The organism is Halorubrum trapanicum (genome assembly GCF_002355655.1).
GTDB classification, from domain to species: Archaea; Halobacteriota; Halobacteria; order Halobacteriales; family Haloferacaceae; genus Halorubrum; species Halorubrum trapanicum_A.
Map to the genome: position 1 here is coordinate 89,686 of NZ_AP017569.1, position 13,739 is coordinate 103,424.

General features: G+C 70.4%; 14 protein-coding genes. 7 read left to right on the top strand and 7 right to left on the bottom strand.

Annotation, left to right across the window (positions count from 1 at the left end; genetic code table 11):
- Positions 1–151: 151 nt before the first annotated feature.
- Positions 152–1,246, bottom strand: coding sequence for an archaeosine biosynthesis radical SAM protein RaSEA (locus CPZ01_RS00430; protein ID WP_096392905.1), 1,095 nt, complete (start codon positions 1,244–1,246; stop codon positions 152–154).
- A gap of 229 nt (positions 1,247–1,475) precedes the next feature.
- Between CPZ01_RS00430 and CPZ01_RS00435 the strand changes: the two genes are divergently transcribed.
- Positions 1,476–3,380 (top strand): bifunctional metallophosphatase/5'-nucleotidase, encoded by a 1,905-nt coding sequence (locus tag CPZ01_RS00435; RefSeq protein ID WP_096396061.1) that lies wholly within the window; start codon positions 1,476–1,478, stop codon positions 3,378–3,380.
- A 102-nt stretch (positions 3,381–3,482) separates the two neighbouring features.
- Here CPZ01_RS00435 and CPZ01_RS00440 read toward each other — a convergent pair whose 3' ends face one another.
- Positions 3,483–3,950: a VanZ family protein gene (locus CPZ01_RS00440; RefSeq protein ID WP_096392906.1), complete on the bottom strand. Its 468-nt coding sequence runs from the start codon at positions 3,948–3,950 to the stop codon at positions 3,483–3,485.
- Positions 3,951–4,149: 199 nt separating this feature from the next.
- On the opposite strand from CPZ01_RS00440, the gene CPZ01_RS00445 reads away from it, so the two are divergent.
- The 3 genes from CPZ01_RS00445 to CPZ01_RS00455 all read left to right on the top strand — a co-directional run bounded on the left by CPZ01_RS00445 (position 4,150) and on the right by CPZ01_RS00455 (position 6,896).
- Positions 4,150–6,081, top strand: a complete 1,932-nt coding sequence (locus tag CPZ01_RS00445; RefSeq protein ID WP_096392907.1) for an aldehyde ferredoxin oxidoreductase family protein — start codon at positions 4,150–4,152, stop codon at positions 6,079–6,081.
- 69 nt (positions 6,082–6,150) lie between these two features.
- Positions 6,151–6,489 (top strand): hypothetical protein, encoded by a 339-nt coding sequence (locus CPZ01_RS00450; RefSeq protein WP_096392908.1) that lies wholly within the window; start codon positions 6,151–6,153, stop codon positions 6,487–6,489.
- Between the two features lie 38 nt (positions 6,490–6,527).
- Positions 6,528–6,896, top strand: a complete 369-nt coding sequence (locus CPZ01_RS00455) for a hypothetical protein (protein ID WP_096392909.1) — start codon at positions 6,528–6,530, stop codon at positions 6,894–6,896.
- A gap of 34 nt (positions 6,897–6,930) precedes the next feature.
- Here the strand turns inward: CPZ01_RS00455 and CPZ01_RS00460 are convergent, their stop codons facing one another.
- Genes CPZ01_RS00460 through CPZ01_RS00475 form a run of 4 tightly spaced genes read right to left on the bottom strand, consistent with a single transcriptional unit; the run spans position 6,931 to position 9,458 of the window.
- Positions 6,931–7,287, bottom strand: a complete 357-nt coding sequence (locus tag CPZ01_RS00460; RefSeq protein ID WP_096392910.1) for an AzlD domain-containing protein — start codon at positions 7,285–7,287, stop codon at positions 6,931–6,933.
- A gap of 46 nt (positions 7,288–7,333) precedes the next feature.
- Positions 7,334–8,023, bottom strand: coding sequence for an AzlC family ABC transporter permease (locus CPZ01_RS00465; protein ID WP_096396063.1), 690 nt, complete (start codon positions 8,021–8,023; stop codon positions 7,334–7,336).
- A gap of 2 nt (positions 8,024–8,025) precedes the next feature.
- The gene (locus tag CPZ01_RS00470) at positions 8,026–8,871 is read right to left on the bottom strand and encodes an RNA methyltransferase (RefSeq protein WP_096392911.1); all 846 of its coding nucleotides are present in this window, start codon (positions 8,869–8,871) and stop codon (positions 8,026–8,028) included.
- Positions 8,868–9,458 (bottom strand): hypothetical protein, encoded by a 591-nt coding sequence (locus tag CPZ01_RS00475; RefSeq protein WP_096392912.1) that lies wholly within the window; start codon positions 9,456–9,458, stop codon positions 8,868–8,870. Before CPZ01_RS00475 ends, CPZ01_RS00470 begins: the two co-directional genes overlap by 4 nt.
- Before the next feature lie 114 nt (positions 9,459–9,572).
- On the opposite strand from CPZ01_RS00475, the gene CPZ01_RS00480 reads away from it, so the two are divergent.
- The 3 genes from CPZ01_RS00480 to CPZ01_RS00495 all read left to right on the top strand — a co-directional run bounded on the left by CPZ01_RS00480 (position 9,573) and on the right by CPZ01_RS00495 (position 12,802).
- The gene (locus tag CPZ01_RS00480; protein WP_096392913.1) at positions 9,573–10,172 is read left to right on the top strand and encodes a DUF192 domain-containing protein; all 600 of its coding nucleotides are present in this window, start codon (positions 9,573–9,575) and stop codon (positions 10,170–10,172) included.
- A gap of 488 nt (positions 10,173–10,660) precedes the next feature.
- Entirely contained in the window at positions 10,661–11,929 is a 1,269-nt protein-coding gene (gene folP, locus CPZ01_RS00490) for a dihydropteroate synthase (protein WP_172863914.1), read from the top strand.
- A 162-nt stretch (positions 11,930–12,091) separates the two neighbouring features.
- Entirely contained in the window at positions 12,092–12,802 is a 711-nt protein-coding gene (locus tag CPZ01_RS00495; RefSeq protein WP_096392915.1) for a 6-hydroxymethylpterin diphosphokinase MptE-like protein, read from the top strand.
- Here CPZ01_RS00495 and CPZ01_RS00500 read toward each other — a convergent pair.
- The gene (locus tag CPZ01_RS00500) at positions 12,799–13,584 is read right to left on the bottom strand and encodes a creatininase family protein (protein ID WP_096392916.1); all 786 of its coding nucleotides are present in this window, start codon (positions 13,582–13,584) and stop codon (positions 12,799–12,801) included. The two genes, CPZ01_RS00495 and CPZ01_RS00500, sit on opposite strands and share 4 nt — an antisense overlap.
- Between the last annotated feature and the right edge of the window lie 155 nt (positions 13,585–13,739).

A 13,739-nucleotide genomic window follows, 5' to 3' on the forward strand; every position in this document is an offset into this window, starting at 1 on the left:
TTAACATGCGTGTCTGTCACGTTCTTTCAGAGATAACAGATCGATCATTTCTAAAACCAGAGAAATACTGATCGACATCTGTCACCATCGTTCGATGACGTTCGGCCGGCGGGCGGACTCCGACCGCTCTGAACCTCCGTCGCTCCCCGACCTACCGCGCGAGCGGCATGTTGTAGCTCGTCTCTTCCGCCATCACGTACTCCCAGGTGGCCTCGCACTCGCAGGACACCTGCTCGAAGACGCTCGGGTCCTGCCGCTTGTCGAAGTCCTTGATCGCGGTCTGGACGCGGTCGTCGCACTCGCCGCAGTTGTGCGCGCCGCGGTCGGAGCCGTGCCCGACGGGGTCCGAGACGACGATGGCGTCGACGTCGGCAGTCGCTTCGAGGACGTGCGCGACCGACCAGAGCCACGGCGGGCGGTAGCCCCCCTCGAAGAACAGCTCGTCGACCATCGTGTACCGCTGGACGTTCGTGGGGTTCATCGAGACGGTGTGGCAGCCGTCGACGTCGGCGCAGCGGCGGATCGAGTCGATCATGTCGGCGGCCGCCTCCGGCTCCGCGAGGAAGGGCGGCTTCATCAGGAGGTACGCCTTGATCCCCACGTCCGCGTCGAACTCGCCGTCGGCCGCGGCCGCCTCCGCGCAGGCGTCCTCGAAGTCGGCGAAGTCGAAGTACTTGTTCACGCAGTCGTGGCGCACCCGGTCCGTCGCGGTCTCCAACCCGACGGCCACGTCGGTCGCGATGCCGTGGTCCGCGAAGTCGGCGATCTTCTCGCGGTCGACGAAGTCGGGCAGCGACTCGACGACGATCCGGTCGCGGTCCGCGAACGTCTCGGCGATCGCTCGCCGGGTCTCGGCCGGCACCTCGCGCTCGTCGAGGAAGGAGCCGGAGGTGTAGATCTTGATCAGCTCGGCCGGCTCGTCCGCCTCCTCGGCCTCGTGGTCCAGACACGCGTCGATCTGCGTCATCAGGTCCTCGTGGGCGACGCTGCCGCCCTCGACCGACTCCGCGACGTAGCCGCACATGGTACAGCCGCCGGCGCGGGCCCAGCGACAGCCGCCCGTGTTCAGGATGATCGTCAGGGAGTTCACCACGCCGTCGGGCGTGTTGTCCTCGTCGATCCACACGCGGGTCGGCTCCGTCGGGTCGTACGTCTCCGAGCGCTCGGCGCGGATGTCGCGCATCACGGCGTTGTGCGCGTCCATCCCGCGCCCCTGCTCGTACGCGTCGGGGCTCGGCTTGCTCATTGTCGGGGGAAGCGGGCGAGCGCGTAAAGCGGTGTCGTCATCGCGGGGTTGACCGCCCGCGGGACCCGGCTGCGACGACCGCGGGCGGCCGGTCCTGGAGCGACCGGTTGCGAGCCCTTCTCAAGAAGAGAGATATTGATAAATATATACTATTTCATAGAAAGATTTTATATGGGCCGCTAAGTGGAATAAATCGATGTCACGAGACCGTGACTACGGACGGCGTGACGTGCTGCGAGCGGGTGGAATCGTGCTCGGCGGGTCGCTCGTTTCCGGGTCGGCGACGGCCGCGGACGGCGACGGGTCGACGACGCTGACGCTTCTGTCGTACAACGACGTTCAGACGGCGGCCGCGGAGGACAAGAAGTTCCCGCGGCTGGTGACGCTTATCGAACAGCGCCGGGCGGCGGCCGACGGCCCCGTCGTCGTGGTCGGCGGCGGCGACCAGGTGGGGCCGCACGCGCTCAGTCCGATCTCGCAGTGGCGCGCGCCGGTCGACGTCCTCAACGAGGTCGGTCCGGACGCGGACGTGATCGGGAACCACGAGTTCGACTACGGGTTCGATGCCATCTTCAACGTGACGGCCGACTCCGAGTTCCCCTGGCTGGCGACCAACCTCGTCGACAGCGAGACGGGCGAGGCGTTCGACGGCACGGAGTCGGAACGGATCGTCGATCGCGGCGGCGTCAGCGTCGGGATCATCGGCCTCGCCGACGAGGGGGCGACGACCGGGAAGACGAACATCGACTTCGAGGCCGAGGGCGTCACGATCGAGGACTACACCGAGACGGGGCCCGCCGAGGCGAAGCGGCTCAAGGAGGAGGAGGACGTCGACGCCGTCGTCGCGCTCGCGCACACGGGGATCGACGACGCGGAGGACCTCGCCGAGGCCGACGCCGCCGACGACATCGACGTGATCGTCGTCGGCGACGACGAGCGGTTCTACCCGCCGGAGGAGGTCGACGGGTCGATCATCTCGGAGGCGCGAGCCCGAGCGGCCTACCTCAGCGAGATCGAACTGACGATCGAGGGCGGCGAGGTGACCGCGTTCGACGGCCAGCTGATCGAGGTCACCGAGGACATCGCGAAGGACCCCACCGCGTCGAGCATCATCAACGACTACCGCGCGGACGTGGGGCTCGACGAGGTGATCGTGGAGGCCGAGACGCCGCTCGACGCGACGTTCGGCTCGAACTACCACCGCGAGACCGGCTACGGGAACCTGATCACCGACGCGATGCGCGACCGCGCCGACGCCGACGTCGCGATCACGAACTCGGGGGGCATCCGCTCGGACTCGGTGTACGGGCCCGGCGAGATAACCGGCGGTGACATCTTCAACACGCTGCCGTTCCCGAACACGCTCGTCACGGTCGAGCTGACGGGCGAGGAGCTGGTCGAGACCTTGGAGAGCCAGATCGTCACGCTGGAGAGCGAGACCGGACAGGACCTCGGCGAGGAGGTCTCCCAGCAGGTCAGCGGCGTGCGCTTCGAGTGGGTCCCCCACGAGGGCGTCGACGAGCAGATCCGGGACGTGCGCGTCGGCGGCGAGCCGCTCGACCCCGACGGGACCTACGAGGTCGCCGTCAACAGCTTCATGGCCAACGGCGGGAGCGGCTACCCGCTCGAAGACAAGCCCGTGGTGGAGGCGACCGACGAGCTGCTCGTGACGCTCGTCGTCGACTACCTGCGAGAGCGCGACACCGTCGCCCCGACCGTCGAGGGGCGGATGCAGCGCGTCGACCGCGACCTCTCCGACGCCGCCGTCACCGTCGACGGGAACGGGAAGGTGGTCGCGCAGTTCGACGCGCCCGACGACGTCCAGTCGGTCGCCGAGGACACCGTCGCCGTGTGGACGCCCGACGGCGACCACGTCGACGCGGAGCACGTCGCCTTCGGCGAGGGCGACGAGACGCTGGTCGTCCGCGTCGACGACGGCGACCTCGCGGACACGATCGAAGACGCGGACGACGGCGACGAGGTCCCGCTCGACCTCTACGCCGAGTACGAGTCGAGCGAGTACGACCACGTCTACTTCGAGCGCTCGCGGCTGAACGCCGACGTGGCGACGACCGTGCGGCGCCGGGGACGGGGCGCTCCCGGCCGCGGCCGGGCCGACCCGCCGGGGCGCTGACGCCGTCGCCGCCGAGCGGCTCAGCGGTCGGCGTGACGGCCGGTCGTCGCCGCCGAGTGGCTCAGCGGTCGGCGTGACGGCCCGCCGTCGCCGCCGACGGGTTCAACCGCTGCCCGCCGCCGACGGCTTCCGGAGGACGGCGGCGACCGCCGCCCCGATCGCCGCCCCGACGGCGTTGACCGCGGCGTCGGTCCACGCGAACGAGCGCCACGGGACCGGCGCCTGCGCGAGTTCGACGCCGAACCCGACGCCGATCGCGACCGCGACGCCGACGCAGATCGGGACCGCCGCGGGGACGCGCTCCGGGCGTGCGCGCCCGACATCCCTCGTCACGAGCGCGGCGAGCACCGCGTATCCGACGAGGTGAAACGCCGTGGTGACGCCGATCCACGCCGGGAGGACGCCGCCCGGGCGGCCGCCCCCGGACGCGGCGCCCGGTACCGGGAGGAGCGACGCGACGACGACGAGCGCCGCGAACGCGACGGCGGGGCGGCGCGGACCGCGGCCGGCCGCTCGGCGTCGATCCCCCCGCCGACTCCCGCGCTCGTCGTCCGGATCGGCGCTCGTCACGGTCCGGGTTTCGGTCCGGTTCGGGTTAACTCCCCGTTTCGACGCCATCGCCCCGAATCCGCGGCTTAACCGCCGGACGAGAGCGTTTCGAGCGAACGGCGATCGAATCTCGGTCCCGACCGGATAGTAATCGGTTCCGGTTACGGCGCCGAATCAACACCTAACACGGTGTAGTCCCAATATAATGATAGAGCATTACATGACTGAAATGGGCGGCTACAGAGACCGTGTGGCACAGGTCGACCTCGGCGGCGGCGAGGTCAGCTACCGCGGGATCGACGACGACGACGCGGAGAAGTACATCGGCGCGCGCGGGCTCGGCGTCAAGTACGTCTTCGACAAGGGTCCCGACGTGGACCCGCTCGGACCGGAGAACCGACTGGCGTTCATGACGGGCCCGCTCACGGGCACCCAGACCGTGATGAGCGGTCGGATCGCCCTGGTAACGAAGTCCCCGCTGACGGGGACCGTCACCGACTCGCACCACGGCGGCTGGTCCGGCGCGCGGCTCAAGTGGGCCGGGCTCGACGGCATCCTGCTCGACGGCGCGAGCGACGAGCCGGTCTACCTGTTCGTCGAGGACGGTGACGTGGAGGTACGCGACGCCTCCCACCTCTGGGGCCAGGGCGTCCACGACACCATCGACCAGCTCGGCGAGGAGGTCGACGGGAAGGTCGGCCGCGACGTCTCCGTGATGGCGATCGGCCAGGGCGGCGAGAACGAGGTGCGCTACGGCTGCGTCATCAACGAGGACGACCGCGCCTCGGGCCGCGGCGGCACCGGCGCCGTGATGGGCTCGAAGAACGTGAAGGCGGTCGTCGTGAAGTCGGGCACCGACATGCCCAAGCCCGCCGACCCGGAGACGTTCCAGGAGGGCTACCAGCAGGCGATGGAGGTCATCCGCGAGTCCGACGTCACCGCGCCCAACGAGGGCGGGCTCTCGATGTACGGGACGAACGTCCTGATGAACGCGACCGAGGAGATGGACGGGCTCCCGACGAAGAACGCGAAACACACCTCGACGGAGGCGTACAGCGAGGCCGACGGCGTCGACGTGCAGGCCGAGCGCGTCTCCGGCGAGAACGTCCGCGAGAACATCCTCGTCGACGAGCCGACCTGTCACTCCTGTCCGGTGGCGTGTAAGAAGGAGGTCGAGGTCGACGTGACCCACAAGGGGCAGGACCTGAACGTCCGCATGGAGTCGTACGAGTACGAGTCCGCGTGGGCGCTCGGCCCGAACTCGGGGCACGACGACCGCGACGAGATCGCCGTCATGCTCGACCGGTGTAACGACCTCGGCATCGACACCATCGAGGCCGGCAACATGATGGCGATGGCGATGGAGATGAGCGAGGAGGGGAAACTGGAAGGCGTCGGCCACCTCGACTGGGGCGACTCCGAGACGATGATCGACCTCATCGAGGAGATCGGCCACCGCTCCAGCGACCTCGGCGACCTCCTCGCGGAGGGCCCCGAGCGCGTCGCCGACGCGAAGGACGCGCACGGCAACAAGCTCTCCGTCAAGGGCCAGACGATGGCCGCGTACGACCCGCGCTGTATGAAGGGCATGGGGATCGCGTACGCGACCTCCAACCGCGGCGCCTGCCACCTGCGCGGGTACACGCCGGCCGCCGAGATCCTCGGCATCCCGGAGAAGGTCGACCCGTACGAGTGGGAGGGCAAAGGCGAGCTCACCGCCACCTTCCAGGACTTACACGCGGTGTCGGACTCGTTCGACATCTGCAAGTTCAGCGCGTTCGCGGAGGGGATCGAAGAGTACGTGCTCCAGTACAACGGCATGACCGGCCGCGACCTCTCGGAGGACGACCTCTTCGAGGCCGGCGAGCGCGTGTACAACCTCGAACGGTACTTCAACAACCTCGCCGGCTTCGACGGCGCGGACGACACGCTGCCGAACCGGTTCATCGAGGGGCACCCGGACGCCATCCCCGGCACGGGCGCCAGCGAGGGGGAACTCGTCGAACTCGACAAGCTGAAGGCCGAGTACTACGAGACCCGCGACTGGGTCGACGGCGTCGTCCCCGACGAGAAGCTCGAGGAGCTCGGCATCGACATCGGGCCCGGAACCGGCGTCTCCGCCGGCGACTCCGCGGCCCCGGCCGACGACTGACCGAGCCCGCGTCGCGGACGCGGTCGCCGCCCACTTGTTTTTAAGTGATCTCCCCCGGTAGCGCCGGCCATGGCGCACGACCCGCTCTCGCCCTCCGAGGTCCTCCGCACGCCGCTTGGTGCCGTCCTCGCGGCCGTGAGTCTCCTCGTGTTCGTGTACTCGCTCGTGATCGTCGGGCAGATCCTGCTCGGCGTCATCGTCGTCCTCGCGCTCTCGGTCGGCCCGTACATCTCGTACCGGCTGTTCGCCGCGCTCGACTCGCTCGCCGACGCCGCCCAGCGGATCGCCGACGCCCGCGAGCGCGAGGTCGGAGGGGGCGAGGAGGCGCGGTTCGACCGCCCCGTCGACCGCGACGCCGCTGAGACGCGCGAGCGGTCCGGGGAGCGCGCGACCGAGCGCGAGCGCTGACGCGACCGTTTATCTCCTCCCGCCGCGACCGGACGGGTATGAACTGGCGACTCGTCGCAGCGCTCGGCGTCGGCGTGACCGCGTTCCTCCTCGCGGCCGTCACCGTCACGGAACTGCTCGCGGCGACGATCGAGTTCTCCGCGCTCGTCGGGCTCCCGGTCGGAATCTTCGTCGGCGCAGCGGCCGCGGCGGCGACGCGGTTCCGCCTCTGGAAGAACCCGGGCGTGCGCCCCGCGCTGCTCGGCGTCGCCGCGGTCGGCTACGCGATTCTCGGCGTCGCGGCCGCCTCGTACGCGATCTCGTCCGTCCGCGGGCTGGTGAGCGTCGAGCGCGCTCTCGCCGTCGCCCTCCTCGTCGGCGTCGTCGCCTTCGCGGTTGCGACGCGGCGATCGGACCGGTTCGACTGACGCGCTATACGGCGGCAGACCGCCGCCGTCCGGCTCAGGCGAACACGACGAACCGGAACAGCCACAGCGCCCCCATTCCGGTCGCGATGGTCGCGAACACGTTCTCCGTCCGCCACGCGACCGCGCCGGCGACGGCGCCCGCGATCAGCCGCTCGTCGAGGAGGGTCGCGGCGACCGACGGCCCCAGCGTCACCAGGTCGGGGAGGACGAGCGCCGCGAGGACCGCCGGCGGGACGTACCGCAGCGGCCGCTGAACGCGCGTCGGGACCCCGTCGATCCGGCCGAAGAGGTGGATGAAGGAGAGCCGGATCCCGTAGGTGACGACGCCGATGGCGACGATGGCGACCCAGGCGCGCGGCGAGGCGACGAGGCCGGCGAGCGCGTCGGTCACGAGGCCGTCACCTCCGAGCCGACGGCGGCCGTCGCGAGGCCGGTCGTCACGACGCCGTCACCTCCGTCACCAGCCCCGCCCCGATCCCGCACAGCGCGCCGACGAGCAGCCCGAGGTTGAGCGGGAGCCCGGCGGCGACGACCGCGACCGCGCCGGCCGCGACGCCCGCGACGGTGGTGGGACGGTCCTTCATCGCGGGCACGAGGAGCGCGAGGAACACCAGCGGCACGGCGAAGGTGAGCCCCCACGCGTCGGGGACGCCGGCCCCGAGGACGACCCCCGCCACCGTCCCGATCTGCCAGACGATCCACAGCGACGCGGCCGCACCGAGGTAGTAGCGCCACCGGCTTCGGTCCGGGTTCTCGTCGAACTCCGCGACCGAGAGCGCGTACGCCTGATCGGTGAGCAGGTAGGCGAGCCCCGCGCGGAGTCGGCGCCCGTACTCCGCGAAGTGCGGCGCGATGGAGGCCGAGTACATCAGCATCCGGAGGTTGATCACCATGGCCGTGCCGACGACGACCGCGAGCGGGGCGTTCTCGCCGAGCAGCTCCAGCGCGGCGAGCTGGGAGGCGCCCGCGAACACGATCACGGACATCCCGACCGCCTCGGCCAGCCCGAGGCCGGCGTCGACGGCGGCGATGCCGGCGACGAGCGCGAACGGCGCGATACCGAGCATGAGCGGCGACACGTCGCGCACGCCGGCCAGCAGGTCCTCGTCGAGAGCGGGGCCGCGCACGGTCACTGCTCCTTGGGGTACGGCGGCTCGTCGTACTTCGCCGCGAGGTGGTCGGCGTGTTCCAGCTTCGCGTTCGCCTTCCGGAAGGTGCCGAGCAGCGAGTGGACCTCCCGTTCCGTCGGGTGCGCGCGGCCGAGCAGCCGGCGCATCAGCAGCGCGTTCTTCTCTCGGACGTGGTCGCGCTGGCCGGTCGCCGCGAGGAACTCGTCGAAGAACTCGTGGAATCGCTCGACGTCGGGCTCGGGGGCGCGGGTCACCTCGGTGTCGGGCAGCTGCGTCTCGTCGACGGTGAGGTCGCGGAGCTCGTATAAGAGTACAGTCGCGGCCTGCCCGAGGTTGAGGACCGGGTAGTCGTCGTCGGCCGGGATCGAGCACACCTCGTCGAGCCGCGAGAGCTCCTCGTTGTTGAGCCCGCGCCCCTCGCGGCCGAAGACGATGGCGGTGGGCGCGTCCACGGTCTTCAGCGACTCGCGCAGCTCGACGGGCGTCTTGAACGGGAAGCGCTCGTGGCTGCGGTCGTCCTCGCCGGTGATCGCGGTGGTGCCGACGGTGTGGTAGTTCGCGACGACCTCGTCGAAGGTGACCTCCTCGGCGTTCGGCAGCACGTCCTCGCGGGCGTGGCCGGCGAAGCCGTACGCCTCGCCGTCCTCCTCGATCTCCGGCGGGTCCACGAGCTTGAGGTCCGAGAGTCCGAAGTTCTTCATCGCTCGCGCGATGGTGCCGACGTTGCCCGGCGTCTCGGGCTCGACGACGACGACCACGGGTTTTTGACGGGACCGGTCGGCCTCTCCGGGGCGCTCTTCGGCGGCGTCCGTCTCCGCCGTGTCGTCCGCTTCGCCGCCGGTCATCGGTCCGACGGGTAGTCGGCCGAGAGGTCGAGGTCGGAGTCCGCGAGCTCCTCCTCGGTCAGCTCCTCGCGTTCGGTGTCCTCCTGCCCGGCGAGTTCGAGGATGTCGATCCGCTCGCCCTCGAAGTCGGCTTCGAGCCGCTCTTGAATCTCCTGCTGGTCGGGCAGGTCCGGGAGCCCGTCGGGGTCCTCCTCGACGTGTTCGACGGAGCCGTACCCCTCGGGGGCCTCGTTGCCGGCGGCGACCCACTCGTGGAAGCGGTCGGCGAACTCGACCGATCCCTTGTGCTCGCTGCCGCCTTCCTCGCGGAACCAGTACAGCAGGTCGGGCTCGTGTTCCGGGCAGAGCAGGACCTCGCCGTCCGGCTCGCCGTACACGATCTCCGCCTCGTTACAGAGATGAATCTCCTCCTCGCCGTAGTCGAGGTAGCAGACGTCGCAGGGCTCCTCGACGAGGCCGACGAGCCGCAGGAGTCGCTCCCGGGGGTCCTCCGGGATCTCGTCGAGGGGCTTCAGCTCCTCGTCGTCGGTGAATATCTCGTCCTCCTCGAAGCGCCACCCGCGGAGGCCGATGCTCACTTTCGCCATGTCGTAGGCTACGCTCCGGCGGCGATAAAAGCGCGTCCTTCCCGGCACGAGGGCGGTCGCTCCGCCGTCCGGCGGAACCGGCTTTTTAAATCCACGAATCACTTCGGTGTGTGTATGAGACGGCGTCGGCTTCTGGGAGTGGCCGCTGTCGCGACCGCGGGCGCCGCGGCGGGCTGTCTCGGGGGCGGTGATCCGGCGGGTGACGGCGAGGTAGCGGGCGACGACGGCGAGGTAGCGGGCGACGGCGGCGATTCGAGCGGTGACGGCACGAGCGGCGGAACCGGCGGCGACGACGTCGAGTGGCCCAGCGAGCCGTACGCCGACTACGAGACGACGACCGTGGCCGTTGAGGGGGCCGACGGAGAGGAGAAGGGGTCGGTGACCGCGGCGGTCGCCGACGCCGGCGACAAGCGTCTCCTCGGGCTCAGCGACGCCGAGGCGCTCCCGGAGGACGGCGGGATGCTGTTCGTCTACGACGCGCCCCGGGACTCGCTCACCTACGTGATGCGGCGGATGAGCTTCGGCATCGACATCGTCTTCGTCGACGGCGACCGGGAGATCGTCCGGATCCACAACGCGCCCGAGCCCGGCCCGAACGAGGACGGCGAGGAACAGCAGTACGACGGGTCGGGCCAGTACGTGCTTGAGGTCCCCTACGAGTGGACCGACCGCCACGGCGTCGAGGTGGGCGACTCGCTGCGATTTGATTTATAAATAGAATTTAGGTGGCTGTGCGACCGTTTATAAATAGCTGGTGACGGACTAACGATGAACACCGCTAGCGTCCCGGTCGCTCGCTTATAAATGGCTGGTGACGGATCGCCGGCGAACACCGCCAAAGCCCCAGCCGCGAGGCGGGCGCACGCTCGCTGCGCTCCTCGGTCGGTCGCTCGTTTCACTCGCTCCCTCCTTGCGGTGCTTACGTCGCCTGCGCCCGCCTCGCGACTGCCCCTTTGAGTCCCGCCCGCCCGCGACCGCACAGCACCTCACACCTCCCCAGCCTCGTCGGGCGCGTCCTTCGGGCTCCCTTCGGTCGCCCTCGGAGCGCCCGACTCCCTCGCGCGTGCGACTCGCGCCCTGCGGGCGCTCGTCGGCACGCGCCACCGCACCGCCGATCATTTATAAATAGATGTGCGACTCGTTCCCCGGCGAGCGCGTCGGGTACTCGCCCCGTTTATGTCGCTCGCGCCCGTGCTGATCGTATGCGAAACGTGGACGCCGCGGGGCTGGGGATCGGCGACGACCACCCGCCCCGGATCATGGGCGTGCTCAACGTCTCCGAGGAGTCGCCGTACGACCCCAGCGTGTACGACGACCCCGGCGAGGCCGCCGCGTACGTCGACGAGGAGCTGATCGGCGAGGGCGCCGACATCGTCGACGTCGGCCTCGAATCGGCCAACAAGGACCTCGACGTGCTCTCGGCCGAACAGGAGCTCGACCGGCTCGACACCGCGATAGAGACGCTCGAATCGACCTCGGGCGACGCCGTCTGGTCGATCGAGACGCGCTACCACGAGGTCGCCGACGAGGCGCTCTCGCGCGGCTTCGACATGGTCAACGACATCTGCGGCTTCGCCGACCCCGAGATGCCCCGCGTCTGCCGCGAGCACGACGCGGCCGTCTCGAAGATGGCCTCGCCGCCCGATCTGGAGCGCCCGGGCGCCATCGAAGATGTCGACGAGATATACGAGGCGCTGTCGATGAACGGCTTCACGGACAAGACGATCCTCGACCCCGCGTTCGGCGGCTGGTCCGCGGCGAAGACCCACGCGGACGACCGCGAGACGTTCCGCCGCCTCCGGGAGTTCCGCGGCTACGGTCGTCCCCTCCTCGTCTCGATCAACCGCAAGAGCTTCCTCAAGACGGTCGCCGGTCGCAGCACCGAGGAGGCGCTCCCGGTCTCGCTGGCCGCCACGTCGATGGCGGTCGAGCGCGGCGCGCACGTGGTCCGCACCCACGACGTGGGCGAGACGCGCGACGCCGCCCTCGTCGGCGCCGAGTTCGCCCGCGACCGCCACCGCTCCGGCGGCGACTCCGACGCGGTCGCCGTCGAGGAACTCAACGTGACGACGGTCCGCGAGGCCGAGCGCCACCTCGACCGGATCGGCGCGTCGGAGGCGACCCGAGGGAACCGCGACGCGGCCGGCAACGCGGTCGTCCGCACCTACGAGCTCACCGGTCTCGGCGACGCGGCGGTCGGCGCCCTGCGCGCCGCGACCGTCGGCGGCGACGCGAGCGGCGCCGCGTTCGCACTGGGCGACCCGAACCGGGCGCGACCCGCGACGACCGACGGCGGTACCGGCGACGCGACGCCCGGCGGCGACGGATCCGTCCCGGACGCACCCGCGGCGGACCGCCGCGGCCTCCTGATCGGGACGCCCGCCGCGATCGAGTCAGTCAGAGAGGCGGTTTCCGGCGTCTCTGAGGCGCTCGACGCCGCGCTCGCGGGTATCGACCCCCACGTGAGTTAAGAGAAAGTTTATGCCCTCGTGTAGACAACCGATCGACCGGACGCCGGAGGGGCACGCGGGTAGGGGTACTCTGTGCCACTCCGGTCCATACCATAATTCGCCCGGGGAGCGGCGGCGCTATTCGGCGCCGGACGTGACGTCCGCACAGAGCGTGATCCGCCCGTGAACTTCGCGACCTTCGAGCCCGTCTACGAGTCGATCCTCGCGGACTTCGGCTTCGACCGCGCGGCCGACGAACGCGCCCGCGACGTCGCCGCCGACCTCGCGTCGCCGTTCCCGCTCGACCGCCTCGGCGACTGGGCGGGCGAGACGGTCGCCGTCGCGGGCGCGGCGCCGTGCCTCGCCGACGAGGTCGCGCTCGCCCGCGACGCCGACGTCGTCGTCGCGGCCTCCACGGCCGCCGACGTCCTCGCCGACCGCGGCGTCAGCGTCGACTGTATGGTGACCGATCTCGACAAGAACCCGGAGACCGCGGCCGAACTGACCCGCGACGGCGTCCCCGTCGCCGCGCACGCTCACGGCGACAACCTCCCCGCCGTCCGCGAGTGGCTCCCGCGCTTCGCCGACGAGTCGACGCTGGCGACGACGCAGGCTGCTCCGGTCGGGCCGGTCCGGAACGCCGGCGGGTTCACCGACGGCGACCGCGCCGCGTTCCTCGCCGACCACGTCGGGGCCGGCGAACTCGTCTTCCCGGGCTGGAACTTCGACGACCCCGACGTCGACCCGGTGAAGGCGCGGAAGCTCGACTGGGCCGCCCGCCTCCTGCGCTGGCTCGAACGGCGACGCGGCGAGCGGTTCGAGATTCTGGACGGCCGGCGGGAGGCGGCCGACGCCGCGCTCCGGACGACTCTCGGTGACCGGTTCGACGACTAACTCGATTCCCGCTCGACCCGGGGCTCCGGGAACAGCTCCTCGTCGTCGCGCTCGCCGATCCACTCCGCCAGCTGGACGAGCTGGTCCGCGGCGGCCTCGAACAGGCGCTCTGCCTTTTCCGCCGTCACGTCGGTCGGGTCGCCGAACGCGCCGTTCGCGGAGTTGTCGACCGAGTCGTAGAACGTCCGGGCGCCGTGGACGGTCGTCTCCGCGCTCTCGAGGTCGACGAGGCCGCCGTCGCGGGCGTCTTCGAGCCGGTTCTCGCGGACGAGCTCGGGCGCGAGATGGGTGATCATCGCGGTCTCCTTCGGACCGGCGTGGGGGCCGTTGCGCTCGAACAGCTCGTCGACCAGCTCCGGGATCGACTCGTCCCACATCCACTCGACGGCGTAAGCCACCTCGTCCTCGTGGAGCCGGCGGCCGACCTCCCGGAGGTGCTGGACGTTGCCGCCGTGGGCGTTCACGAACACGATACGGTCGATGCCGTGGTACGCGAGGTTCCGCGAGAACGACTCGACGTAGTCGCGGAACTCCGGCGGGTCGACCCACATCGTCCCCGGGAACTGTCGGTGGTGGGGGCTGACACCGACGTTGACCGTCGGCGTTCGGAACGCGTCGGAGCGGTCCGCGGCCGCCGTCGCGAGCCCCTCGGCGATCAGGTGGTCGGTCGCGAGCGGGAGGTGCGGGCCGTGCTGTTCGGTCGAGCCGAGCGGGACGAGCGCGACGGAACCGGGAGACAGCGCGTCGCCCAACTCCGGCCAGGTGTGGTCCGCGAGGTACATACCTCCGCCTCGCGCGCGACACGTATCAACCCCGTCGTCTCGGTCGGGTTCGCCGGGATCGGGCGGAGCAGATCGCCCCGACATCGAGCGCGCCGGTCCTCGCCGCCGCGCCGGCTCTGCGCCCCGTGTCGACACCCTTTTTGTGTCGTCCGGCC